The sequence below is a fragment of the Microbacterium thalli genome (genome assembly GCF_028737325.1).
Lineage (GTDB): Bacteria > Actinomycetota > Actinomycetes > Actinomycetales > Microbacteriaceae > Microbacterium > Microbacterium thalli.
Genome location: NZ_JAQZCH010000001.1, coordinates 1,354,405 through 1,377,598, shown reverse-complemented (window position 1 = coordinate 1,377,598; position 23,194 = coordinate 1,354,405). Strand labels below are relative to the sequence as shown.

At 71.4% G+C, this 23,194-nt stretch carries 21 protein-coding genes; 9 read left to right on the top strand and 12 right to left on the bottom strand.

The genetic code is table 11. The features are described 5' to 3' along the window. Positions 1 to 8: 8 nt before the first annotated feature. Complete coding sequence (locus tag PUW82_RS06700; RefSeq protein WP_274221505.1) at positions 9 to 983, bottom strand: FKBP-type peptidyl-prolyl cis-trans isomerase; 975 nt, start codon at positions 981 to 983, stop codon at positions 9 to 11. A 354-nt stretch (positions 984 to 1,337) separates the two neighbouring features. On the opposite strand from PUW82_RS06700, the gene PUW82_RS06695 reads away from it, so the two are divergent. After that, on the top strand, positions 1,338 to 2,792 hold the full coding sequence (locus PUW82_RS06695) for an HNH endonuclease signature motif containing protein (RefSeq protein ID WP_274221504.1): 1,455 nt from the start codon (positions 1,338 to 1,340) through the stop codon (positions 2,790 to 2,792). A gap of 174 nt (positions 2,793 to 2,966) precedes the next feature. On the opposite strand, the gene PUW82_RS06690 is transcribed toward PUW82_RS06695, so the two are convergent. Continuing rightward, complete coding sequence (locus PUW82_RS06690; RefSeq protein ID WP_274221503.1) at positions 2,967 to 4,415, bottom strand: cation:dicarboxylate symporter family transporter; 1,449 nt, start codon at positions 4,413 to 4,415, stop codon at positions 2,967 to 2,969. Between the two features lie 152 nt (positions 4,416 to 4,567). On the opposite strand from PUW82_RS06690, the gene PUW82_RS06685 reads away from it, so the two are divergent. Next, on the top strand, positions 4,568 to 5,833 hold the full coding sequence (locus PUW82_RS06685) for a sensor histidine kinase (protein ID WP_274221502.1): 1,266 nt from the start codon (positions 4,568 to 4,570) through the stop codon (positions 5,831 to 5,833). After that, positions 5,830 to 6,510, top strand: coding sequence for a response regulator (locus PUW82_RS06680; protein ID WP_274221501.1), 681 nt, complete (start codon positions 5,830 to 5,832; stop codon positions 6,508 to 6,510). The genes PUW82_RS06685 and PUW82_RS06680 overlap by 4 nt, the downstream gene beginning before the upstream one ends. Positions 6,511 to 6,553: 43 nt before the next feature. On the opposite strand, the gene PUW82_RS06675 is transcribed toward PUW82_RS06680, so the two are convergent. Then, positions 6,554 to 8,539, bottom strand: a complete 1,986-nt coding sequence (locus tag PUW82_RS06675; RefSeq protein ID WP_274221500.1) for a GDSL-type esterase/lipase family protein — start codon at positions 8,537 to 8,539, stop codon at positions 6,554 to 6,556. A gap of 151 nt (positions 8,540 to 8,690) precedes the next feature. On the opposite strand from PUW82_RS06675, the gene PUW82_RS06670 reads away from it, so the two are divergent. Both PUW82_RS06670 and PUW82_RS06665 read left to right on the top strand, forming a co-directional pair. After that, positions 8,691 to 9,344, top strand: a complete 654-nt coding sequence (locus PUW82_RS06670) for a DedA family protein (RefSeq protein WP_274221499.1) — start codon at positions 8,691 to 8,693, stop codon at positions 9,342 to 9,344. Further along, positions 9,341 to 10,141, top strand: coding sequence for a DNA/RNA non-specific endonuclease (locus PUW82_RS06665; RefSeq protein ID WP_274221498.1), 801 nt, complete (start codon positions 9,341 to 9,343; stop codon positions 10,139 to 10,141). Before PUW82_RS06670 ends, PUW82_RS06665 begins: the two co-directional genes overlap by 4 nt. Before the next feature lie 9 nt (positions 10,142 to 10,150). On the opposite strand, the gene PUW82_RS06660 is transcribed toward PUW82_RS06665, so the two are convergent. Further along, positions 10,151 to 10,795: an FMN reductase gene (locus tag PUW82_RS06660; RefSeq protein WP_274221497.1), complete on the bottom strand. Its 645-nt coding sequence runs from the start codon at positions 10,793 to 10,795 to the stop codon at positions 10,151 to 10,153. After that, positions 10,792 to 11,988, bottom strand: a complete 1,197-nt coding sequence (locus PUW82_RS06655) for an LLM class flavin-dependent oxidoreductase (RefSeq protein ID WP_274221761.1) — start codon at positions 11,986 to 11,988, stop codon at positions 10,792 to 10,794. The genes PUW82_RS06660 and PUW82_RS06655 overlap by 4 nt, the downstream gene beginning before the upstream one ends. 147 nt (positions 11,989 to 12,135) lie before the next feature. Between PUW82_RS06655 and PUW82_RS06650 the strand changes: the two genes are divergently transcribed. Further along, positions 12,136 to 13,299 (top strand): acyltransferase family protein, encoded by a 1,164-nt coding sequence (locus tag PUW82_RS06650; protein ID WP_274221496.1) that lies wholly within the window; start codon positions 12,136 to 12,138, stop codon positions 13,297 to 13,299. A gap of 9 nt (positions 13,300 to 13,308) precedes the next feature. Beyond that, entirely contained in the window at positions 13,309 to 14,319 is a 1,011-nt protein-coding gene (locus PUW82_RS06645) for an isopenicillin N synthase family dioxygenase (protein ID WP_274221495.1), read from the top strand. A gap of 104 nt (positions 14,320 to 14,423) precedes the next feature. Here PUW82_RS06645 and rpsO read toward each other — a convergent pair whose 3' ends face one another. Beyond that, positions 14,424 to 14,693: a 30S ribosomal protein S15 gene (gene rpsO, locus PUW82_RS06640; protein ID WP_210007343.1), complete on the bottom strand. Its 270-nt coding sequence runs from the start codon at positions 14,691 to 14,693 to the stop codon at positions 14,424 to 14,426. A gap of 124 nt (positions 14,694 to 14,817) precedes the next feature. Between rpsO and PUW82_RS06635 the strand changes: the two genes are divergently transcribed. Next, positions 14,818 to 16,116, top strand: a complete 1,299-nt coding sequence (locus PUW82_RS06635) for an MFS transporter (protein WP_274221760.1) — start codon at positions 14,818 to 14,820, stop codon at positions 16,114 to 16,116. A 55-nt stretch (positions 16,117 to 16,171) separates the two neighbouring features. Here the strand turns inward: PUW82_RS06635 and PUW82_RS06630 are convergent, their stop codons facing one another. From PUW82_RS06630 to PUW82_RS06605, 6 genes are all read right to left on the bottom strand, one after another. After that, positions 16,172 to 16,726 carry a YceI family protein gene (locus PUW82_RS06630; RefSeq protein WP_274221494.1) on the bottom strand — a complete coding sequence of 185 codons (555 nt, stop codon included), beginning with the start codon at positions 16,724 to 16,726 and terminating at the stop codon, positions 16,172 to 16,174. A 172-nt stretch (positions 16,727 to 16,898) separates the two neighbouring features. Further along, positions 16,899 to 17,267 carry an FKBP-type peptidyl-prolyl cis-trans isomerase gene (locus PUW82_RS06625; protein ID WP_274221493.1) on the bottom strand — a complete coding sequence of 123 codons (369 nt, stop codon included), beginning with the start codon at positions 17,265 to 17,267 and terminating at the stop codon, positions 16,899 to 16,901. A gap of 195 nt (positions 17,268 to 17,462) precedes the next feature. Beyond that, positions 17,463 to 18,629, bottom strand: a complete 1,167-nt coding sequence (locus PUW82_RS06620; RefSeq protein WP_274221492.1) for a PrsW family intramembrane metalloprotease — start codon at positions 18,627 to 18,629, stop codon at positions 17,463 to 17,465. 79 nt (positions 18,630 to 18,708) lie between these two features. Beyond that, positions 18,709 to 19,632, bottom strand: coding sequence for a TAXI family TRAP transporter solute-binding subunit (locus PUW82_RS06615; protein WP_274221491.1), 924 nt, complete (start codon positions 19,630 to 19,632; stop codon positions 18,709 to 18,711). After that, positions 19,623 to 20,999 (bottom strand): sensor histidine kinase, encoded by a 1,377-nt coding sequence (locus tag PUW82_RS06610; RefSeq protein WP_274221490.1) that lies wholly within the window; start codon positions 20,997 to 20,999, stop codon positions 19,623 to 19,625. Before PUW82_RS06610 ends, PUW82_RS06615 begins: the two co-directional genes overlap by 10 nt. Next, positions 20,996 to 21,652 carry a response regulator transcription factor gene (locus PUW82_RS06605; RefSeq protein WP_274221489.1) on the bottom strand — a complete coding sequence of 219 codons (657 nt, stop codon included), beginning with the start codon at positions 21,650 to 21,652 and terminating at the stop codon, positions 20,996 to 20,998. The genes PUW82_RS06610 and PUW82_RS06605 overlap by 4 nt, the downstream gene beginning before the upstream one ends. Before the next feature lie 150 nt (positions 21,653 to 21,802). On the opposite strand from PUW82_RS06605, the gene PUW82_RS06600 reads away from it, so the two are divergent. After that, positions 21,803 to 23,185, top strand: coding sequence for an MFS transporter (locus tag PUW82_RS06600; RefSeq protein WP_274221488.1), 1,383 nt, complete (start codon positions 21,803 to 21,805; stop codon positions 23,183 to 23,185). Positions 23,186 to 23,194 lie beyond the last annotated feature (9 nt).

Sequence of the window (23,194 nt, the reverse complement as noted above, 5' to 3'; positions counted from 1 at the left end):
CCGCCGCCTCAGCCGGCGGCGGGAACCGGGGTGCGCTGGACGCCGAGGATGTCGACGACGAACACGAGCGTCTCGTTCTGGAGCTCGCTGCCCTCCTGCGCGCCGTACCCCGCTGCCGGCGGGATCACGACGAGCACCTGCGAGCCGACCTGCTGCCCCTCGAGCGCCTGCTGGAAGCCGGCGACGACACCGTTGGTCGGGAAGGCCGCGGGCTGGCCGCGGTCCCAGCTCGAGTCGAAGACCGTGCCGTCGGACCACTTCACGCCGGTGTACTGCACGAACGCGGTGTCGCCCGCGCCGACGGTTGCACCGTCACCGGTCTTCAGGTTCGCCAGCTGCACCTCGGTGGGGGCGTCGCCCTCGGGGATCGTGATGGTCGGCGCGCCGTTCTCGCCGAGCTCGACCGCCGGCATCCCCTCGACGGGCTCCTGCTCGTCACCGGTGGCGCGGGTGTCGAGCTTCTCGACGCCTTCCGCCACGACGACGACGGAGGTGCGACCCTCGCCGAACGCCGAGCCGGGGATCGCGAGCGCGGCGGTCGACCCGAGCGGCGCGCACTCGAGTGCCGCCACGAAGACGGAGTACTGCTGCGGGTCGAGCAGGATCGGCACGAGGCCGGAGTCGTCGGGAGAGGTCGTGGCCGACGACTCGAGCTGCTCGCCGGTCGCGCCGTCGTAGATCGCGTACGCGCCCGACACGAGGTCGCCCGCGACGAGCTCGTCGCCGTCACCCTCGGCCGTCAGCGTGCGCTCGATGTCCGCCGGCTCGATGCCCGGCGTCACGGTCGCCGTCAGGTCGGGCGCCGAACCCTCGACCTCGATGCTGTTCGACGCGTCGCCCGGCTGGGCGTCGACGAGGCACTGCGACGAGCCGGAGGCGTCCGGGCTGGGCGTCTCCGTGGGCTCTCCCCCGCCGGCGCAACCGGCGAGTGCGAGCGCCGACACGGCGACGACGGACAGAGCGGCGAGCGGGCGCAGACGCACGAGTGACCTCTTCGATCGGGGAAAGGAAGACTCCATCCTCTCGCATGACGTTCAGCGGCGGCTGAGAACGCCGCGGAGGAGTGCGCGGTGGGAACGACGGGCGGTGGGAACGACGGGCGGTGGGAACGACGGGCGGTGCGAACGACGGGCGGTGCGAACGACGGGCGGTGCGAACGACGGGCGGTGCGAACGACGGGCGGTGGGAACGACGGGCGGTGCGAACGACGCGTGTTGCCGGCTCAGGCAGGGAGCACCAGCATCGCGGCATGTGGCGAGGCCGCGGGCCAGCGGCCACCGGATCGTGGCACGGCCCGGGCCGAGGCCGATGTCGGAGGTCCATGACATCATTCGAACATGTCTTCGAATAACCGGGTCGGTAGCGGGATCGGGAGCGACGCGGACATCGCCGCGCTCACGGAGCTCGTCGCCGACGCCGCGGGTGTCACGGATGCCGCGCGCGCCGTGCAGATCCGCGAGGTGCGCGTGCTCGCCGCGGCGGGGCGGCTGGCGGAGCAGCAGGCGGCGAGGGCGGACGAGCGGGTCAAGGCCCGCGAGATGGCACTGCGGAGCATCGCAGCCGAGCTCGCGGGAGTCTTCGTCACGACCGACCGGACGCTGCAACGACGCATCGACGAAGCGCGAGACCTCGTCGACAACTACCCCGCGACGATGGATGCCTGGGAGGCCGGGCGCATCACGCGGGGGCATGTCCGGGTCATCCAAGACACGGGGTGCGTCGTGCCGGCCGAGGTGCGCGGAGAGTTCGAGCGGGTCGCGATCGAGCGGTGCGAGGGTGAGACGCCCAACCGCGTGCGGGATGCCCTGGTGCACGTGGCGGAGAGGTTGCATCCGCGGTCGTTCACGGAGCGGCACGAGGCCGCCGCGGCGGGGCGGTGCGTGCGCGTGCAGCCGGGGCCGGACGGGATGTCCGACCTCATCGCGACACTGCCCACCGTGATCGCCGAGGGCGTCGTCGACCGGCTGACTCGACAGGCACGGGAGATCATCGACGCCCGCCCGCGGGCGGATGCGGCGGGAGCGGACGCGGGCGACGCGGCCGCCGAAGCCGAAGCCGACGCAGACGCAGACGCAGACGCCGACGCCGACGCCGACGCACCTAACGGCTCGTCGTTCGCGGCGGATACCCGCAGCATCGACCAGGTTCGTGCCGACGTGTTCGCCGATCTGCTGCTCGCGGGAACGCCCGCGCTCGACCCCCCGGCCGACGACGACGGAAACGGTGGGCTCGGGGCGATCCGCGCGAAGGTGCAGGTCGTCGTGTCCGCGCTCACCCTGACCGGTGAGGACGACGGGCCGGCCGAGCTCGTGGGCCGCTCCCCCATCGACGCAGCCACCGCCCGCGAACTCGCCGGCGACAACACCGCCTGGGACCGGCTCCTCACCCACCCCGTCACCGGAACCGTCCTGGAATGCGACACGTACCAACCCACCGCCGCCATGCGCCGGCTGCTGCGAGCAAGAGACCGGCACTGCCGGTTCCCCGGATGCCGGCAACCCGCCATCCGCTGCGAAATCGACCACACCCACGCCGCCTCCGACGGCGGACCCACGCACGTCGGCAACCTCGCCCACCTCTGCAAACGACCCCACGACGTCAAACACCACACTCGATGGCGCGTGAGACAGCTGCACGGCGGAAGGCTCGTGTGGACCTCGCCCACCGGGAGGGTCTACCGCGAAGACGCACCCCCGCCCGTGGTCGCGTTCACGATCGCGGCCGATCCGCCGCGGACGATGAGGCAACCGGGAGTCCCGCGGGTTCCCGCCGAATCGCCACCACCGTTCTGAGCTTCGGTTCGACGCCGCGGGTCGGCGATCCTCCGCGCGCAGAAAGCCGACGGCCGCGGCATCCGATTCCTCGGACCCGCGACCGTCGAGCGGCCTAGCGGCCTAGCGGCTCAGCGAGCCTGCGACTCAGCGCCTCTGCCGCTCAGCGACTCTGCCGCTCAGCGACTCAGCGACTCAGCGGCTTGCGGCTGCGCGGCGCTGGCGGGCGCGCTCCTCCTTGGCGGTGGCTTCGGTGAGCGCCGCTTCCTCGAGGCCCTGGGTGTTGACGGCGCCGGTGTCGTCCGACATCCCGTCGTGTCCGTGGCCCGTCAGTGTCGACTCGTCGAAGGGGTGCTGTCCGCTGAGCACGGCACGCGCCTGCTCGCGGTTGAACTCGCGCGTCCAGGTTCCGATGAGGACGGTGGCGACGGCGTTGCCGGTGAAGTTCGTCAGCGCGCGGCCCTCCGACATGAACCGGTCGATGCCGACGATCACGCCGACGCCGTTGACGAGGTCGGGACGGTAGGCCTGCAGACCACCGGCCAGCGTCGCGAGGCCTGCGCCGGTGACGCCCGCGGCGCCCTTCGACGCGATGATCATGAACACGAGCAGCCCGATCTGCTCCGGGATCGACATCGGCGCACCCATGCCCGCGGCGATGAACAGCGACGCCATCGTGAGGTAGATCGCCGTGCCGTCCAGGTTGAACGAGTAGCCGGTGGGAACCGTGATGCCCACGACGGGCTTCGACACACCCAGGTGCTCCATCTTCGCAATCAGTCGCGGCAGTGCCGACTCGCTCGACGAGGTGCCGACGATCAGCAGGTACTCCCGCGCGAGGTACTTCATGAGGCTGAAGATGTTGACCCGGGCGACGGCGTACAGGATGCTGCCGAGCACCGCGACGATGAAGATGATGCAGGTGATGTAGAACGCGATCATCAGCACGCCCAGGCTCACGATGGCTGCGACACCCGTCTTGCCGACCACCGCCGCGATGGCGCCGAAGGCTCCGATGGGCGCGAGCCACAGGATCATGCCGAGGATGCGGAAGACGAGCGTCTGCAGGTACTTCACGGCGTTCATGATCGGCTCGCCCTTCTTGCCGAGCCCCTGCAGCGCGAACCCGACCAGCAGCGCGATGAACAGCACCTGCAGCACGCTCTCGCCCGTGAAGGCCGAGAAGAACGTCGTCGGGATGATGCCGAGGATGAAGTCCGTCGTCGACTTCGCCTCGGCTGCGGTGCCGGCGTCGTAGGTGGCGCTCTGCATGTTCAGACCCTCGCCGGGGTGGATGATGTTGCCCACCACCAGCCCGATCGCGAGGGCGAAGGTCGACATGACCATGAAGTACAGCAGGGCCAGGCCGCCGATCCGGCCCACCGTGGCCGCCTTGGCGATCGAACCGACGCCGACGACGATCGTGCAGAAGATGATCGGGGCGATCATCATCTTGATGAGGCTGACGAAGCCCTTGCCGAGCGGCTCGAGCCCGACCGCGAACGTCGGCCACAGCAGACCGACGACGGCGCCGAGCACGACGGCGAGGATCACCGAGACGTACAGCCAGGTGTGCTTGTCCCAGGCCTGCTTGCCTCGGCGGAAGTTGTAGCCCGGAAGGCGGAAGGATGATGTGAGAGCCATGGTCTTCTCCAGGTGAACAGTCGTTGTCCGTGGCCGACGCCTCTGTCGGTCCCCCTCAGCTTCCGCCGGTTCTCGTCCGCGTCCGATTTGTGGTCGTATTGGTCGCGGAGCGCGAGCAGCGCACCCGCGACGACGCGAGAGAGGGAGGGGCGATGGCGCCCAGACGCAGCCGCAGCGCGGCGTCACTCGTGTTCGTGGCCGTCACGGTCGCCGTGGCCGTGCTCAGCCTCGCGATCGCCGGCATCCTGATCGTCGACGGGCAACGCACCGCCCGTGCGCAGGCCGAGCGGGTCACGCAGGCCGTCGCGCAGACCGTCGCCGACACCGCGCAGGTCGCCGACGCCCTCGCCGACGACGACGCCGCGGCCGCATCCGCGCTGCTGCAACCGCAGGTCGAACAGGTCATCGTCGACGCGCGCGTGGACTTCGTCACGATCATGGACCCGGACGGCATCCGCATCACGCACCGCGACCGCGAGCGGATCGGCGAACCGTATCTCGGCTCGATCCCCGCGGAACCGGCAGCGCTCACCGAGGAGTTCACCGGCACGCTCGGCCCTTCGGTGCGCACGATCGTCCCGGTCGAGCGGAACGACCGGATCGTCGGCTGGGTGTCGGTCGGCGTCACGATCGGCAGCATCACCGCAACCCTCGGCCCTCGTCTGCTTGTGGTCGCCGGCATCGCCGCGGCCCTGCTCGTCGCCGGCCTCGTCGGCGCCGTCGTCGCCCGCCGCGCCACTCGCCAGGTCACCGGCGACCTGCCGGCGGGGGCGATCCGCGACGCGGTGTCGTCGTTCGAGTCGCTGCGCACGCTCGGCGAGGCGCTGCGGGCGCAGACCCACGAGCACGGGAACCGCATGCACACCGCCATCGCGCTGCTCGAGCTCGGTCGCACGGCCGAGGCGATCGAGATCCTCGCCGAGACGTCGCGCCAGAGCCAGGTGCTCGTCGATCAGGTGGCCGCACGCCGCGACGGCGACCCGACCGTCGGCGCGCTGCTGCTGGGCAAAGCGTCGCAGGCGAAGGAGCGCGGCATCCGGTGGCGCTCGCACATCGAGCCTGACGCTCCGCGCTCGGTCCTCACCCCCGTCGACGCGGTGTCGGTGGTGGGGAACCTGATCGACAACGCCCTCGACGCCGCCGCGAGCGGCTCCGAACCACGATGGGTGGAGGTGCGGATGACGCGGACGACGGACGACGAGCTCGAGATCAGTGTCTCCGACTCGGGAGCGGGTGTGCCGCCCGAGCTCGAGCGGCGCATCTTCGAGCACGGGTTCTCGACCAAGCCCGCGGGCGCCGAGGGACGCGGCGTCGGGCTCGCGCTCGTGTCGGCCATCGTCGATGACGCGGGCGGCTCACTCGCCTTCGCACCCGAACCCACGACGTTCCGCGTCGTCCTGCCCCGGAGGAACGCATGATCGGCGTGCTGCTCGTCGATGACGAAGCCCTCACCCTCGACCTGCACCGCCACTACGTCGAAGGACTCGAGGGGTTCCAGGTCGTGGGCGAATGCGCGGGCGCGCGGTCCGCGCTCAGCGCGTTGCTCGACGGCCCACGGGCGCCCGAGATCGACCTCGTGCTGCTCGACATGACGATGCCGGACGGCTCCGGACTCGACGTGCTGCGGCACCTGCGCGCCCGCGCCCGCACCGTCGACGTCATCGCGATCACGTCGGTGCGCGACGCCGACGTCGTGCGCCAGGCGGTCGGACTCGGGGCGATGCACTACCTCGTCAAGCCGTTCACGTTCGCGATGTTCCAGGAGCGGATGACGCAGTACGCGCGATATCGCGAACGGGCGAGCGAGACCACGGGCGCGGCGACGCAGGCCGAGATCGACGCCATGCTCGGCGCGCTGCGGCCGGTCACAGCCCCGGTGCCGAAGGGGTTGGCGCCCGAGACGCTCGAGCGGGTGACCGCCGCCCTGCGCTCCGCCGGGGTGCTCTCGGCCCGTGAGGCCGCCGCATCGCTCGGGCTGTCGCGCGTCGCCGCCCGCCGCTACCTCGAGCACCTCGCCGACGGCGGCCGCGCCGAACGCGCGCAGCGCTACGGCACCCCGGGCCGCCCCGAGACCGAGTATCGCTGGCGCGACTGAGCCCGGCGCCCCACGCGCCCCCTGCCGTAGCGCACCGCCGCGGTCACTGCGACAGCGACGACCGTCGCCGGTCGGACGGGCCGATCCGCAGGTAGAACGGCTGCTTCGCCGCGATGCCGTCGCCGGCGGTGCGTCCGCGCAGCCGACGCCACATCCAGGGCAGGACGTCCCGCCGCAGCCAGGTTCCCGCGACGGGCAGGTCTTCGTCGAGGTGCAGCGCCTCGTCGAGGTCGGCGAGCGCCTCGGCATCGGGGACGCCGAGCGCTTCGGCCGCACGGTACGCGACGAGTCGGTGTCCGCGCGAGCGCAGGTGGACTCTGTCGTCGGCCCACAGCTCGACGCGGCCGAGCTCGGGAACCGCCTCGAGGTCGAGCAGGATCGCCCCGGTCGCCGCGGCGATCGTGCGCAGCCGCGCGTTGAAGGAGGCGAACCGGCGCGCGAGCACGCCCGCCGCCGCACGATCGGGAAGGAAGACGGTGCCCAGCAGCACATCGGCGCCGGAGTCGCGCAGGCGCCGGACGGCGATCTCGACCTCGTCCGCGACCGCCGCCACGTCCACCCGGCCGCGCACGAGGTCGTTCGCCCCGATGAGCACCGAGACGAGGTCGGGGCGGAGCGCCAGACAGGCCGGCACCTGTTCGTCGACGAGGTGCCGCACGCGCCGGCTCCGCACGGCGAGGTTCGCGTACTGGAACGCCCCCGCCTGCCCTCCGGCACGCGGGGCGGCGAGCGCCAGCAACTGTGCCAGACGATCGGCCCAGCCGCGGTAGGCGCCATCCGGCACCCGCGACGTGTCGCAGAGCCCTTCGGTGATCGAATCGCCGAGGGCGACGTACCGGCGCCACAGCGGCGGGGCGCTGCTCACGGGAGCCGGGTCAGGGCGCGGCCACACGCGCACGCGTGCGCCGCGATCGATGCCGTGCAGCGCCCCGGCGCGATCGTAGTGCGACAGCAGCGCGTCGCCGAGGCTCTCCCACGTGCGGCCTGCGACCGCCGAACGGGCGGCGTCCGCGAAAGCCCGGCGCTTCGCGGCATCCCCGGCGAGGTCGGCGACGCGCGCGCGCAGATCGGCGGCGTCTCCGGGCCGGTACAGCCAGCCGTCGATGCTGTTGCGCACCAGGTCGAGCGGACCGCCGCGCCCGGTGGCGACCACCGGCACCCCGCTCGCCTGCGCCTCCTGGATCGTCTGGCCGAACGTCTCGCTCTCACCGGGATGCACGAAGACGTCGAAACTCGCCATCGCCGTGGCGAGCTCGTCGCCCTGCAGGTGGCCGAGGAACACGGCATCCGGCAGCAGCCGCTCGAGCGTGGGACGGGCCGGGCCGTCACCGACGATGACCAGGCGAACGCCCTCGAGCGAGCCGAGCACGGCCAGGTCTTCGACCTGCTTCTCGGGCGCGAGCCGGCCGACGTATCCGACGATGACCTCGCCCCGGGCGGTCCCGGGGACGACGCGCGCGCGCCAGTCCTCGTCGCGGCGGTGCGGGGCGAAGCGGATGCCGTCCACGCCGCGTCCCCAGATCGAGACGCGATCGACGCCGAGGCGTTCGAGCTGACCGCGTGCCGCCTCGGAGGGGGCGAGGGTGAGGGTCGCCCGCCGGTGCAGCCGACGCACGTGTGCGGCGGCGAGCGCGGTCGCGTGCGGCAGGCCGTAGCGCTCGGTGTAGGCGACGACGTCGGTCTGGTAGATCGCGACGCTCGGCACGCTCATTCCTTCAGCGGCGAGAAGCCCCTGCCAGCCGAGGACGAACGGCGACGCGAGGTGGACCACGTCGGGGCGGAACGCACGCAGCGCGCGGCTGATCGAGGCCACGGGAGGCGCGGCGACGCGCACCGCCGGGTAGCGCGGCAGCGGCAGCGACGGCACCGAGCGGCCGGGTATCGCGAGCGGGTGCTCGCGGCCGGCGCCGGGGGCGACGACGAAGGCTTCGTGTCCACGCCGCTCGAGATGCTCGAGCACCTGGAGCACGGAACCGGTGACCCCGTTCATGTGGGGCAGGAACGACTCGGTGACCACCGCGACTCTCACACGACCAGGGTGCCCCCGCGGTCGGCGCCCGGCGCCGGGGAACCGGCCCGAACGCGGAGTGTTCACGCAGTCATCGATCGCCGGTCACCTCGCGGTCGCCTGACCGTCGTCGTTCCCGCACCGTTCACCCCCGGCTGTTAGGCATGCTGTCGTGCCCGCCGATCTGTTGACCGCGATCTCGGAGGGCCCGTGGACGCTGGTCGTCATGTTCGCGCTCGTGCTCGCCGACGCGGTCGTCGTGGTCGTCCCCGGCGAGATCGCCGTGACGGCGGCCGGGGCGCTGTCGACCGCGACCGGCTCTCCCCCGCTCGCGGCGGTGATCGGGGTCGCCGCTCTCGCGGCCTTCTGCGGCGACGCGCTGTGCTTCGCGATCGGGCGTCGAGTCGGCCTCGGACGGTGGCGCTGGATGCGCGACACCCGCGTCCAGCGCGCGTTCGACTGGGCGCGGCGACGGCTCACCCGCGGCACGGCAACCGTCGTCTTCACCGCGCGGTTCATCCCGTTCGCCCGGCTCGCGGTGAACCTGACCGCCGGCGCCACGCGGGTGCCCGCGCGACGGTTCCTGCCCATCGCCGCGGTTGCGGCCACAGCCTGGGCGTCCTACCAGGCGGTGATCGGCGCGGCGATCGGGGCGCTGCTGCCCGACGCGCCGCTGCTGGCAGTGCTGGCGTCGATCGCGGTCGCGCTCGCGCTCGGTGTCGTGATCGACGTGCTGTCGGCGCGCGTCGCACGAGGCCGTGCCGCCCGCGGCGCGGACGACACCGACCCGGACACCCCCCGACCGACCACCGCGGAGGATCGATGACATCGCACGACGGCTACCAGCCCGACTTCCTCCGGAGCGAGGTGCCCCTTCCCCGGCCCACCGACGATCGTCCGCTGCGGGATCTCTCCTACCCGCACTTCAGCGTGCTGCTCGACCCGGCGCGGCGCCTCGCCGTCTCGACGGGGGTCAACATCGACGGCTCGTCGCTGCGCGATGTCGCGCGCTCGGGCGACTGGTACCTCGACTCCCGCGTCCCCGCCGACGAGCAGGCCGGCAACGAGCTGTACCGCGACAACGACTACGACCGCGGCCACCTCGTCCGCCGCCGCGACCCCGGCTGGGGTACCGCGGAGCAGGCGCGCACCGCCACCGAGGCGACCTTCGCGTACCCGAACGCCGCACCGCAGGCCGCCGACTTCAACCAGTCGCCCGAGCTGTGGGTCGGACTGGAGGATCACGTGCTCGCCTACGCCGAGGCGAGCGGCCTGCGCGTGAGCGTCTTCTCCGCACCGGTGCTCGCCCCCGACGACCCGAGGTACCGCGGCATCCTCATCCCCCGACGCTTCTGGAAGGTCGCCGCCTGGGATGCGGCGGAACCGGGCGCGTCGCCGCGGCTCGCGGCTGCCGGCTTCGTGCTCGATCAGACCGCGATGCTCCTGCCCGCCGCCGTCCCGCCGCTCGCGGGGTTCCGAACGTTCCAGGTGCCGATCGCCGACATCGCCGCGCTCGCGGACGTCGACCTCGGGCCGCTCGTCGCCGCCGACGTGGCGAGAGCGACGCTGCGGACACCGCAGTGGATGCCGCTCGCGTCGCTCTCGCAGGTCGTGCTGGCCTGAGACCGCGGGTCACTCGCCCGCGAGACCGCCGAGCAGGTGACCGAACGACTTGCCGTCACCGAGGTAGGTCGACGGGTCGAACGGGTCGGTGCCGGTCTGGGGCGCGCGGGCGATGACCGCCGCCGCCAGCTCGCGGGCACCGCGGTCGACGCGTGCGCTCAGCGGCGCGACGTCGTCGGCCTTGCTGCCCCAGTCGCTCGAGGCGGCGAACACACCGGTCGAGACCGGGGCCGCGTGCAGGTACGCGAACAGCGGTCGGATGGCGTAGTCGATGGCCAGCGAATGCCGTGCCGTGCCCGCGTTCGCCCCGATGAGCACCGGCTTGCCGGTGAGCGAGTCGGGGTCGAGCACGTCGATGAACGACTTGAACAACCCGGAGTAGCTCGTCGAGAAGATCGGCGTCACGGCGATCAACGCATCCGCCGAGACGACCGAGTTGATCGCCGACTCCAGCGCGGGCGGCGCGAAGCCGGTCAGCAGGTTGTTCGTGATGTCGTGCGCCAGGTCCCGCAGCTCGATGACATCGGCCGTCGCGGTGACGTCGGATGCCGCGAGCTCGGCGATCGTCGCCGTGGCGAGCCGATCGGCGAGCATGCGTGTGGACGACGGGTTCGACAGACCGGCCGAGACGACCGCGATGCGCCGCGCGCTCATCGTCCCGCCCCCACACCGAAGGCGGCGCCGGCGGGAGCCGGAGCGTCCTGGTAGGGCGAGGGACCGCTGAGGTTGTCGCCGCGGTTGGCGCGGGGACGCGCCTCACGCGCAGGACCGTCGCCGTACACGGCGCGGACACGTGCGGCGTGCGTCGGGGCATCGGGCACCTCGGGGCCGCGCCCCTGAGCGAGCTCCTTGCGCAGCACCGGCACGACCTCGCCGCCGAGGATGTCGAGCTGTTCGAGCACCGTCTTCAGCGGCAGCCCCGCGTGGTCGATGAGGAACAGCTGACGCTGGTAATCGCCGAACGTCTCGCGCATGGCGGCGTAGCGGTCGATGACCTGCTGCGGCGAGCCCACGGTGAGCGGGGTCATCTCGCTGAAATCCTCGAGCGAAGGTCCGTGACCGTAGACGGGGGCGTTGTCGAAGTACGGGCGGAACTGCCGCACGGCGTCCTGCGAGTTGGCGCTCATGAACACCTGGCCGCCGAGGCCGACGATCGCCTGCTCGGGCGTGCCGTGGCCGTAGTGCGCGAAGCGCTGGCGGTACAGGTCGATGAGGCGCTGGTAGTGCTCCTTCGGCCAGAAGATGTTGTTCGCGAAGAACCCGTCGCCGTAGTAGGCCGCCTGCTCGGCGATCTCGGGCGTGCGGATCGAACCGTGCCAGACGAAGGGCGCGACGCCGTCGAGCGGACGGGGCGTCGAGGTGAAGCCCTGCAGGGGCGTGCGGAACTTGCCTTCCCAGTCGACGACGTCCTCACGCCACAGCTTGTGCAGCAGCGCGTAGTTCTCGATCGCGAGCGGTAGTCCCTGGCGGATGTCCTTGCCGAACCACGGGTAGACGGGGCCGGTGTTGCCGCGGCCCATGATGAGGTCGACGCGGCCGCCCGAGAGGTGCTGCAGCATCGCGTAGTCCTCGGCGATCTTCACCGGGTCGTTCGTCGTGATGAGGGTCGTGGCCGTCGAGAGGATGAGGCGCTCGGTCTGCGCCGCGATGTAGGCCAGCGTCGTGGTCGGCGACGACGACCAGAACGGCGGGTTGTGGTGCTCGCCGATCGCGTAGACGTCGAGGCCGACCTCTTCCGCGTGCTTGGCGATGGTCACCGCCGCCTGGATCTTCTCGGCCTCGCTCGGGGTGTGGCCGGTGGTGGGGTCGGCCGTGATGTCGCTCACGGTGAAGATGCCGAACTGCATCCCCGGCCAGCTGGTGTTGTCGCTCGTGTGCGTGTTCACGTCGATCCGCCTTCCCGGACGCCTCGGCATCCGTTTCATGCAAATGAATATAAACCATGGAACGTGGGGGCGCCTGGAGTATTCCCGCGGGATAGTGTTTCATCCACGATGACGCATCCCGCAACCGGAACGACGCCAGCGCGCCCGAAGCGCCGGGTCCCGTTCTGGGACAACGCCCGGTTCGCGTGCATCGTGCTGGTCGTGCTCGGCCACGCGGTGCAGCGCTTGACGTACGACTCCGACATCGCGATGGCGATGTACCTCGTCATCTACGCCTTCCACATGCCCGCGTTCGCGATCATCTCGGGCTACTTCTCCAAATCCGACCCGCCCTCGCGGCGGCAGATGGCGCGGATCCTGACCGACATCGTCGCGCCCTACGCGATCTTCGAGGGCCTGTGGACCCTCACGAAGTTCGTGGTCGAGGGGCATGCCAACCCCAACCCGACGCAGCCGTCGTGGACGCTGTGGTTCCTGCTCGCCCTCGGCATCTTCCGCCTCGTGCTGCCGTACCTCGCGCTGCTGCGCTGGCCCCTGCTGTGGGCCTTCGCGATCTCGATCGTGGCGGGATACCTGCCCAACATCGACTCCACCCTGTCGCTGTCGCGGACCTTCGGCTTCCTGCCGCTCTTCGTCCTCGGCTGGTGGTTGCGCGACCGTGACATCGTCGACCGCTTCCGCCTGCTGCGACGCAGCGCCTGGTCGCTCGCCGCCGCCGTGGTCACGTTCGCGGTCGCCGGGTGGGCAGCCTGGGCCTTCATCGACGTCTGGCGTGAGGTCGACCTCGGCAGGTGGCTGTCTTACGACGCCAGCTACGCCGACGCCGGAACCACCGAGTGGTGGGCCGGCGGCATCCGTGTCGCGCTGCTCCTGCTCGCCCTGGTGCTGACGGCGGCGTTCTTCGCCCTCGTGCCCCGCGGTGAGCACGGCTGGACCCGCCTCGGCCAGTACACGATGTACGTGTACCTGCTGCACTCGTTCGTGCTCTACCCGTTCCGCGAGTCCGGCGTGCTGCGCGACGCCGAGCCCACGTGGCTGTGGCTGCCGGCGGTCGTGGTGGCATCGCTCGGCATCGCGCTGGGCCTCGCCTCCCGCCCGGTGCGGCGCCTGTTCCGCCCCCTGGTCGAGCCCCGCCCGGCATGGATCTTCGCCGACCGGGGACTCGCGGCGCGCGAGGGACACCGCAACGATCCGACGGGGTCGCGCCGCCCCCGCGAACCCGGCGGAGTCATCCCCCGCAACAATCGAGCGGATGCCGCCGACGGCTCGTAGCCTCGCTGCATGAGCGACCTCTCCCTGCCCGTGCTCGACTTCTCGCAGCTCGACGGCGATGCGGCGGCCGTGGCCCGGTTCCAGGACGAGCTGCGCGCTGCGACGCACGACGTCGGCTTCTTCTACCTGACCGGCACCGGCATCCCCGCCGGCCTCGAGCAGCGTCTGCATCGTGTCGCGCGTGATTTCTTCGCGCTTCCCGAGGCTGACAAGCTCGCGATCGAGAACGTCACCAGCCCGCACTTCCGCGGGTACACGCGCGTCGGCGGCGAGCGCACGCAGGGGCGGGTCGACTGGCGCGAACAGATCGACATAGGCCCCGAGCGAGCCGCCGTCACCGATCCCGACGCGCCCGACTACGCCCGCCTCATCGGCCCCAACCTGTGGCCCGAGGCGCAGCCCGAGCTGCGAGAGGTCACGGACGCGTGGGTCGCCCACCTCTCCGAGGTCGCCCGGCGGCTGCTCCGCGCGTGGGCGGAGGCGCTGGGTGCCCGCGCGTCGTACTTCGAGGACCACTTCGGTGAGGCGCAGACGCTGCTGAAGATCGTGCGCTACCCCGGGAAGGACGACCCGACGCCGGCGCAGGGCGTGGGCGCGCACAAGGACTCGGGAGCGCTGACGCTGCTGTGGGTCGAACCGGGCAAGGGCGGACTGCAGGTCGAGCGCGACGGCGCCTGGGTCGACGCTCCGCCGGTGCCGGGAGCCTTCGTCGTCAATATCGGCGAGCTGCTCGAGTACGCCACCGACGGCTACCTGATCGCGACGAACCACCGCGTGGTGTCGCCCCGTTACCCCGACGACCGCATCTCGGTGCCGTTCTTCTTCAACCCCGCGCTCGACGCGCGCTTCCCGCTCATCGAGCTGCCGGCCGACCTCGCCGCTCAGGCTCGCGGTGTCACGCGCGACCCGTCGAACCCGATCCACGCTGTGCACGGCGAGAACGCTTTGAAGTCCCGCCTGCGCGCCCACCCGGACGTCGCGGAGCGCTGGCACGCCGACCTGCTCGCCACCCGCGCCTGACGCGCGGCGCACTGCCCGGGTCGCGGGGAAATGCCGAAGGCCGCCCCGCACCTGGGACGGCCTTCGCAAGAATGTTTCGCGCGATTGTGCGCGGGTCGTGCTCCTTAGCGGCGCAGACCGAGGCGCTCGATCAGCTTGCGGTAACGCTGGATGTCGAGCTCCTGGAGGTAGCCGAGCAGTCGACGGCGCTGACCGACGAGCAGGAAGAGTCCACGGCGCGAGTGGTGGTCGTGCTTGTGGATCTTGAGGTGCTCGGTGAGGTCCTTGATGCGCTGCGACATGAGCGCGACCTGCACCTCGGGGGATCCGGTGTCACCGGGGTGCGTCGCGTACTCTTCGATGATCGCCTTCTTGACGTCTGCTTCGAGTGCCATAGATGGGATCCCCTTCCTTCTCATTGCGCGGCGCCCGGCACCTGATGTGCGAGCTCTCTTTATCCGCGGCCGATCGAACGGCAACCGCTCTACTCTACCAGTCCTCTAGGCTCGTCCGGTGCGCCTGCGACGAGACCATCTGATCGACCTCCGGCCGCTGACCACCTCGCCCGCGTTCGCCCGCATGTGGGTCGGCTCGACGCTCGCCGGCCTCGGCGGCCAGCTGACCATCGTCGCGATCATGCTCCACATGTACGAGCTGACCGCGTCGACCTTCGCCGTCGCGATGATCGCCGTCGCGGGCCTCGTGCCGATGATCATCGCGGGCCTCTACGGCGGCATGCTCGCCGACGCCTTCGACCGGCGCCGCGTCGCGCTGATCGCTGCCTCGATCACCTTCGCCTCGACCGCGGTGCTGATGGTGCTGACCTGGACCGGTGACGAGACCGTCGGCTGGCTGTACGCCATCGCCGTCGTGAACTCGGCCGCGAACTCGGTCGTCATGGCGGCGCGCCAGGCGATCGTGCCGCGGCTCATCCCCCGAGAGCTGCTGCCGGCGGCATCCGCACTGGGGGGCATCACGATGGGCATCATGGTGTCGGTCGGACCGGCCGCCGCGGGACTGCTCGTGGCGTTCACGGGCTACGGCTGGACGTACACGATCGACCTCGTGCTGATGAGCGCGCTGTTCCTGGGCCTGTGGTCACTGCCGAGCATCCGCCCCGAGGGCACCGTCGTGCGCCCCGGCCTGCGCTCGCTCGCCGACGGCTGGCAGTTCCTGCAGCGCGCTCGGAACATCCGGATGCAGTTCATCCTCGACATCATCGCCATGACGTTCGGGCAGCCGACCGCGCTCTTCCCCGCCATCGGCGCCGTCCTGCTGGGCGGGGGCGCGATCACGACGGGGCTGCTGACCGCCGCGATCGCCGTGGGCGCGTTCTTCTCGAGCCTCTTCTCGGGCCCGATCGCCCGCTACCCGCTGCACGGCCGCGGCATCGAACGCGCCATCATCGCCTACGGCGTGTCGATCGCGCTCTTCGGCGGCGTCCTGCTGGCCGGCAGCCTGCGGTTCTTCGCACCCGGGCGCATCGGCGAGGACTCCGCGAACGTCACGCTCATCGTCCTCGCCGCCGTCGCCCTCGCCGGATCGGGTGCCGCCGACAACGTCAGCTCCATCTACCGCAACACGATGGTGCAGGCGGCTGTCCCCGACGCGATCCGCGGCCGCCTGCAGGGGCTCTTCATCGTCGTGGTGGCGGGCGGACCCCGACTGGGAGCGCTGTACGCCGGCACGCTCGCCACCGTCACCGCGCTGTGGTTCCCGCCACTGCTCGGCGGCTTCGTCATCATCGGGCTCGTCGCGCTGCTCGTGCGCCTCGCCCCGACCTTCCGCGCCTACGACGCGGCCCACCCGACGCCCTGAGACAGAACGAGGGGCGGATGCCGCAGCATCCGCCCCTCGGAGAGAATCCGGGCGATCAGGCCTGGATCGAACCCTGCAGATCGAGCTCGATCGTGACGTCCTTGCCGACGAGCACGCCGCCGGTCTCGAGGGCGGCGTTCCAGGTGAGGCCGAACTCCTCGCGGTTGATGACCGTCTTGGCCGTCGCGCCGGCCTTGTAGTTGCCCCACGGGTCGGTGCCGAAGCCGCCGAACTCGACCGTGAAGGTGACGGGCTTGGTGACGTCCTTGATGGTGAGGTTGCCGTCGACGAGGAAGTCGCCGCCCTGCTCGCGCACACCGGTCGAGACGAAGGTCATGGTCGGGTAGGTCTCGACGTCGAAGAAGTCGGCGCTGCGCAGGTGGCCGTCGCGACCCTCGTCCTTGGTGTTGATCGACGCGACATCGACCTTCGCCTCGAGCGTGAGGTCGAGCGGGTTCTCGGGGGCGACGATGGTCGCCTCGGCGACGGCGAACGTGCCGCGGACCTTCGAGATCATCATGTGGCGAACGCTGAAGCCCACCTCGCTGTGGGAGGCGTCGAGCGCCCAGGTGCCTGCCTTGTAACCGGGGATGTCAGTCGTGGTGGTCATGATCGTCCTTCTCGTAGGGCGTCCGGAGGGGTCCGGCGTACAGGGGGCGGCAACGCGCCGCTCGAACATCGTATTCCCGCGAATGTAAATTCGCGGCGACGGAACGACGACCGAACAACGACGGGCGGATGCCGCTGTGCGCGACATCCGCCCGGAGAGCGTCGGAGCGGGGTCAGCCCACCGCGAGCAGGTCGATGATGAAGATGAGGGTCTTGCCGCCGAGGAAGTGGCCGCCGGCCGGGCCGTACGCGAGGTGCGGGGGGATCACGAGCTCGCGCCGTCCGCCGACCTTCATGCCCGGGATGCCGTCCTGCCAGCCCTGGATGAGGCCGCGCAGCGGGAACTGGATGCTCTCGCCGCGGTTCCACGACGAGTCGAACTCTTCGCCCGAGGTGTACTCGACACCGGCGTAGTGCACGGTGACGGTGTCGCCGGGCTTGGCTTCAGCGCCGTCGCCGACGATCAGGTCGCGGACGACCAGGTCGTCGGGTGCCGGGCCCTCAGGGGCATCGATCTCGGGCTTGGTGCGGTCGTCAGTCATGGGCTCCATCCAACCCGAGCGCGCCGCCCGGTGCAACGCGAGCCGGCGGTACGCGACCGCCCTTGACGGCCCTCGGGTCCGGATGGATCATGGATGCAGGCCAACTCAGCGCCCGGGAGACACGCAGGCATCGCCGCGGCACCGGGCGCTGAGTCTTTCTCCGCCCGTCTCGTGAGCCTGCGTCAGCGCAGTCCGTCAGAGCAGCAGCGTCCGCCGCAGGCGCGTGGCGCGGGCCAGGTGGGCGCGCTCGTCGGCGAGGGCCTCGTCATCGCGGCCGGTGAGCGCGCGCTGCCGCGCCGAGGCGAGCCGCGTGGCCTCGGCGATGAACGCGCGCATCGTCTCGGTGCGATCGCCGGGCAGCGACCGCGCCCAGGCGAGCGCGCGGCGCCGACCCGGTCCGGTGGCGAGCAGGTCGACCTCGACGGGGGTGAACCAGCCGGCGGCGGCGTAGTCCTGCAGGCGCGCGCGGGTGAGCCGCGACTCCTCGCGGCGCAGGAGCACGATGCCGAACACGAAGGCGATGAACAGCGGCACCTGGAGGGTCACATACAGGGCGAAGAAGTCCGCGAATGCGGCCGAGCCGTTCCACAGCGCGTGCAGCAGGATCGCCACGGCCAACCCGCCCGCCCAGGGGGCGAACACCGCTCCCCCGCGAGCCCCGCGCCGCACGGCGAGGCCGACGGCGAAGCCCGTCGCCGCCGTGAACATGACGTGCGCGAACGGAGACAGGATGCCGCGCAGCACGAACGTCACGGTCACCTGGGCGAAACCGCCCGAGATGAGACTGTCGGCGAAGTAGAGGATGTTCTCGGTGAAGGCGAAGCCGGCTCCGATCATCGCCCCGTAGACGACACCGTCGACGGGACCGTCGAAGTACCGACGACCGATCCACAGAATGAGCAGGATGCCGAGCCCCTTGGCGATCTCTTCGACGATCGGCGCCTGCACGACGCTCGCCATCGCCGACGCCAGCGGGTCGCGGGACGGCCCGACCGCGAGCGCGAGCAGCAGGTCGACGCCGAGCGCGATGACCACCGACGCGATCGCCCCCCAGCCCAGGGCCACCCAGAGCAGGCGCGGCGGCTCAGGCTCCCACCGGTCGACGATGCGCACGACCCACAGCACCCCGAGCAGCGGGAGGAGCGCCAGCACGGCACCGATGATCGACGCCACCCATCCGAGGAACGTGACGACGTAGGCCACCAGCCCGAGCAGCAGCACGACCAGCAGCGCGATCACCCACAGGGCGGCCCAGCCACCGGGCCGCGCATGCACCGGCAGCGTCGCGGGCGACGCCGGGGCGGGAGGGACGGCGCCGGGCTGGCCGGGCTGGGGCTGCGAGAGCGACGACGGGTACGACACGCCCCCACCCTAGGGCGCGCCCGGTCCCCCACGACCCCGATCGCGCGGATCGCGCAGCCGCGCGTCACGCTGCGCCGCGTCAGCCGTAACGCGAACGATAGGCGGCGAGCGCCCCCGGGTGCAGTTCGAGGGGCGCGGTGTCGATGAGGGACGACTCGGTGAGGTACTGCACGCCGAGGCTTCCCGGCGGCACCAGCCGCGGCGCCTCGTCGACGAGGACATCGACGAGCAGCCGCACGGCGTCGGCCGCGACATCCGGTCGCACCAGCAGCAGATTCGCGATGCCGACCGTCCGGGCCTCGCCCTGCTCCGGGTAGACACCCGCGGCGATCTCGACCGGCCGGTAGAACTCCGGCCAGTCCTGCGCGAGCCGGTCGGCGGGCTCGTCGAGGTCGAGCAGGCGCAGCGGGGTGGCGGGCGGGCGATCGACGAGTTCGGGAATGGGCACGCCGCCCGAGAAGAACACGGCGTCGAGCTCGCGCGCCTCGAGCGCATCGAGGGCGGCGCGCAGCGGGAGCTGCCGGGTCCGCGGCCACCGCCCGGGGTCGCCGGACTCGATCACGCGCCGAGCGGCCACCGCCGCGCCCGACCCCGGAGCACCGATCGACACCGTCAGCCCCGCCAGCTGTGCCGCGTCGGTCAGGCCGGAGTCGGCGCGCACGAGGCACTGCAGGTAGTTCTGGTACACCCGGCCGACCGCCTGCAACCCGTCGGCCCGCTCGGCGGCGAGATCGGCGAGGCAGAGCCCCAGGTCGGCGTCGCCGCGGCGGAGCAGGTCGACGTTGTCGGCGCTTCCCTCGGTCTCGACGACGCGCACGGCACCCGGGCGTCGAGCATCCAGGCGATCGCGGAAGTTCTCGCCGAACTGCAGGTACGTTCCGCCCCGCTCACCGCACGCGAGCCGCAGCGCCGGCGCGGCATCCCGTTGCCCGCACCCCGCCAGCGCCGCAAGGGCGACCGACCCCAGACCGAGCCCGAGGAGGGCCCGCCGCGTCAGCTCCACGACGCACCCGCGAACGTGACCGTCACGGTCAGGCCGCTCGGGCGTCCCCGCGACACGGAGACCGTTCCGCGATTGGCGTCGACGATCGCGGCGAGCACGGCATGACCCAGGCCGGTGCCGGGCAGCGACCGGTGCACCGCGGCGCGCCAGAACCGCTGACCGACGAGCGGAAGATCTCCGTCGGGCAGACCGGGACCGTCGTCGCTCACGCGCAGCACCGCCCGGTCTCCCTCGGCACGCAGCGCCACCGACGCCGTGGGGCTCACCCCGGCGTACTTCCGGGTGTTCTCGAGCAGGATGAACACGACGTCCTCGAGGTCGCTGCGGCGGCATCCGACCACCACCTCGTCGCGGGTGGCCGACACCAGACGGAGGCCGTCGAGATCTCGGCGCTGCCGGAACAGCGCGACGAGCGCATCGGCCGAGGTCACGTGCTCGGCGGCGCTCGCACCGTGATCGGGGCGCGAACTCGCCCGCTGCTCGGCCTCGGCCAGCGCCAGCAGCCGGTCGAGTGTGGCGCTCAGCCGCTCGAGGTCGGTGTCGAGGGCGGTGACGGACTCCGAGGTCGGGTCGTCGGCGAGCAGGTCGTCGACCCGGTAGCGCATGGCGCTGAGCGGATTGCGCAGCTGATGGGAGACGTCGGCGACGAGCCCGCGCTGACGCTCGAGGGCCTCTTCGCGAGCGCGCGTCATCCGGGCCACCGATTCCGAGAGGTGCTGGATCTCGGGTGGTCCGATCGGCACGGCGTCGAGCCCGCCCGTGCCGAGCGCCCCATCGGTGGCGGCCGCGTCGAGGATGCGCACGGGACGCAGCACCCAGTCCGTGAAGCGGAGCGAGAAGGCGATCAGGGCGGCGAGCAGCAGCACCGCCGCGCCGAGCGCGATCGCCCACGACCGTGTGACGTCGGCCCGGGCCTCGCCGACGTCCACGACGAGCATCGCCGCGCCGCGTGCCACCTCCGAGGAACGGCGTACAGGGGCCGCGATCGGCGCGGCCTCGGGCGACCAGGGCAGCACGACGGGGAGGTCGTACTGCGGCAGGTTGCGGCGCGCCGACAGCAGCATGCGGTCCGCCCGGCCCGCGTCGACGAGTTCACCTACCCCGGCGATGGTCCGGCCGGTGCCATCGACCACCCGCACCGATTCGCCGTGCACCTCGAAGAACCGGTCGAGGTAGCGCTGCAGCGACACCGGCCGGCTCTCGTCGGTCGTGGCGGCGAGCTCGACGATCTCGGTCAGCGCAGCTCCGCGCTGCAGGGCGAGAGCCTGGGTGCGAGCGGACGCGAGCGCGCCGAGCAGCGGCACGAGCACCGCGACGAGACTGATGCCGCCGAGCAGGAGCAACCCCACCAGCATCCGTGTCTTCATGACTCCGTCTCGAGGCGGTAGCCGTAGCCGCGGATGGTGGTGATCGTCGCCACCGGCAGCTTCTGACGCAGCGCCGTCAGATGCACGTCGAACGACCGTGACGACGCCGCGTAGGCGTCGCCCCACACGGCGTCGAGCAGCCGGTGACGGCTGACGGCCCGGCCCGCGGAGCGTGCGAGCTCGGCGAGCATCTCGAACTCCGTCGCGGTCAGGTGCACCTCGTCGGCGTGCATCGCGACCCGTCGCGCCGCGAGATCGATGGCGAGGTCGCCGATGCGCACCTCGTCGACGCGGGGCGTCTCGCCTCGGCGGCGGGCGACCGCCTCGACGCGGGCCAGCAGCTCGGGGATGCGGACGGGCTTGACGACGTAGTCGTCGGCGCCGGCACGCAGGGCGCGCACAGTGGATTCCTCGTCGCCGCGGGCGGTGACGACGATGAGCGGCACCTCGGAGGTGCGACGAAGACGCCGCAGCGCCTCGATGCCGTCGAGATCGGGCAGCCCGAGATCGAGCAGCACGACGTCGTGGTCGTGGTGCTGGAGCAGCAGGTCGCTCGCCCGCGCGACACGGGTGGCCGAATGCGGGGACCGCCGCAGGCCCGCGACGAGGGCGGCGGCGACCGAGTCGTCGTCCTCGACGATGAGCAAACGCATACTGCAGGGTACGACGGAACGGGCGTCACCCCGCGGCGCTGTAAAGGCGACGTAAAGATCCGGGCGGCGATGGGGTCCCGTGGAGATGCTGGGTGACGGAACATCCCGGCGGCCGCAGCGACGCGCCCGCCGCAGAGAGAGGAATCGCTCATGTCGACGGCGACAGACCGGCCCCGCAGCGTCAAGCGCTCCGTCCTGAACACCCTGAAGGGCTCGGCGGGCAACCTCGTCGAGTGGTACGACGTGTACGTCTACTCGGTCTTCCTGACGTACTTCGAATCGCAGTTCTTCAGCGCCGACGACCAGAACTCGACGTTGTACGCCTGGGCGATCTTCGCGGTGACGTTCCTCATGCGCCCCCTCGGCTCGTGGTACTTCGGCCGGCTCGCGGACCGCCGCGGGCGACGGTTCGCCCTCACCGTCTCGGTCACCGTCATGGCGGCGTGCTCCGCCCTCATCGCGCTGGCGCCCACCGCCGCGATGATCGGCGGCGGCGCGGCGGTCATCCTGCTGATCGCCCGGCTGGCGCAGGGATTCGCCACCGGCGGCGAGTACGGGGCCAGCGCGACGTACATGTCGGAGGCGGCGGTTCCCGGGCATCGGGGGTTCCTCTCGTCCTTCCACTACGTGACCCTCGTCGGCGGGCACGTGCTGGCCCAGACGACCCTGCTGGTCATGGTGCTGACCTTGACCCCCGAGCAGATCAGCGACTGGGGCTGGCGCGTCGCGTTCGGCATCGGCGGCCTCGCCGCGATCGTGGTGTTCTGGCTGCGCCGCACCATGGACGAGTCGCTCAGCCAGGAGACGCTCGACGCGGTGCGCACCGGGCAGTTCACCCGAGCCGGCTCGATGCGCGACCTCATCGTGGTGCAGTGGCGCCCGCTTCTGCTGTGCTTCCTCATCACGATGGGCGGCACCGTCGCCTTCTACACGTACTCGGTGACCGGGCCGAACATCGTCAAGAACGCATTCGCGGACGGCGACGTCGTCGCCGGAACGGTGATCAACCTCATCGCTCTCACGGTGCTCATGCTGCTGCAGCCGCTCGGCGGCTGGATCTCGGACCGCGTCGGACGTCGCGCCCTGCTGGTGTTCTTCGGCATCGGCGGCGTGCTGTACACCTGGTTCTTCCTGACCTACCTGCCGCAGCAGACCGATCCGGTGATCGCCTTCGCCCTGCTCATCGGAGCGTTCGTGATCCTGACCGGGTACACGTCCATCAACGCGATCGTGAAGGCCGAACTCTTCCCGACCTACATCCGCGCCCTCGGCGTCGGCTTCGGGTACGCCATGGCCAACTCGATCTTCGGAGGAACGGCGCCCCTGCTGTTCACCGCAGCCAACGCGAGCTCGCAGGTGCCGTTGTTCATCGGCTACGCCACGGTCGTCATCGCCGTCTCGCTCGTGGTCTACGCGAAGTTCCTCAAGACCGATCAGACGAACTGGCTCGACTCCGACAAGCACCCGGCGCCGTCCCGCGAACGGGCCGCGACGGACGACCGCGCGGGATCATCCGCGTCCGGCTCCCGGTAGCCTGGGATC

Excerpts from the sequence above, each read along its gene's own strand:
- PUW82_RS06650 (WP_274221496.1), top strand. The coding sequence starts at position 12,136 with ATGACGCATCCCGCAACCGGAACGACGCCAGCGCGCCCGAAGCGCCGG.
- PUW82_RS06680 (WP_274221501.1), top strand. The coding sequence starts at position 5,830 with ATGATCGGCGTGCTGCTCGTCGATGACGAAGCCCTCACCCTCGACCTG.
- PUW82_RS06655 (WP_274221761.1), bottom strand. The coding sequence starts at position 11,988 with ATGCAGTTCGGCATCTTCACCGTGAGCGACATCACGGCCGACCCCACC.
- PUW82_RS06660 (WP_274221497.1), bottom strand. The coding sequence starts at position 10,795 with ATGAGCGCGCGGCGCATCGCGGTCGTCTCGGCCGGTCTGTCGAACCCG.
- PUW82_RS06690 (WP_274221503.1), bottom strand. The coding sequence starts at position 4,415 with ATGGCTCTCACATCATCCTTCCGCCTTCCGGGCTACAACTTCCGCCGA.
- rpsO (WP_210007343.1), bottom strand. The coding sequence starts at position 14,693 with ATGGCACTCGAAGCAGACGTCAAGAAGGCGATCATCGAAGAGTACGCG.
- PUW82_RS06600 (WP_274221488.1), top strand. The coding sequence starts at position 21,803 with ATGTCGACGGCGACAGACCGGCCCCGCAGCGTCAAGCGCTCCGTCCTG.
- PUW82_RS06610 (WP_274221490.1), bottom strand. The coding sequence starts at position 20,999 with ATGAAGACACGGATGCTGGTGGGGTTGCTCCTGCTCGGCGGCATCAGT.
- PUW82_RS06645 (WP_274221495.1), top strand. The coding sequence starts at position 13,309 with ATGAGCGACCTCTCCCTGCCCGTGCTCGACTTCTCGCAGCTCGACGGC.
- PUW82_RS06625 (WP_274221493.1), bottom strand. The coding sequence starts at position 17,267 with ATGACTGACGACCGCACCAAGCCCGAGATCGATGCCCCTGAGGGCCCG.
- PUW82_RS06695 (WP_274221504.1), top strand. The coding sequence starts at position 1,338 with ATGTCTTCGAATAACCGGGTCGGTAGCGGGATCGGGAGCGACGCGGAC.
- PUW82_RS06630 (WP_274221494.1), bottom strand. The coding sequence starts at position 16,726 with ATGACCACCACGACTGACATCCCCGGTTACAAGGCAGGCACCTGGGCG.
- PUW82_RS06665 (WP_274221498.1), top strand. The coding sequence starts at position 9,341 with ATGACATCGCACGACGGCTACCAGCCCGACTTCCTCCGGAGCGAGGTG.
- PUW82_RS06605 (WP_274221489.1), bottom strand. The coding sequence starts at position 21,652 with ATGCGTTTGCTCATCGTCGAGGACGACGACTCGGTCGCCGCCGCCCTC.
- PUW82_RS06685 (WP_274221502.1), top strand. The coding sequence starts at position 4,568 with ATGGCGCCCAGACGCAGCCGCAGCGCGGCGTCACTCGTGTTCGTGGCC.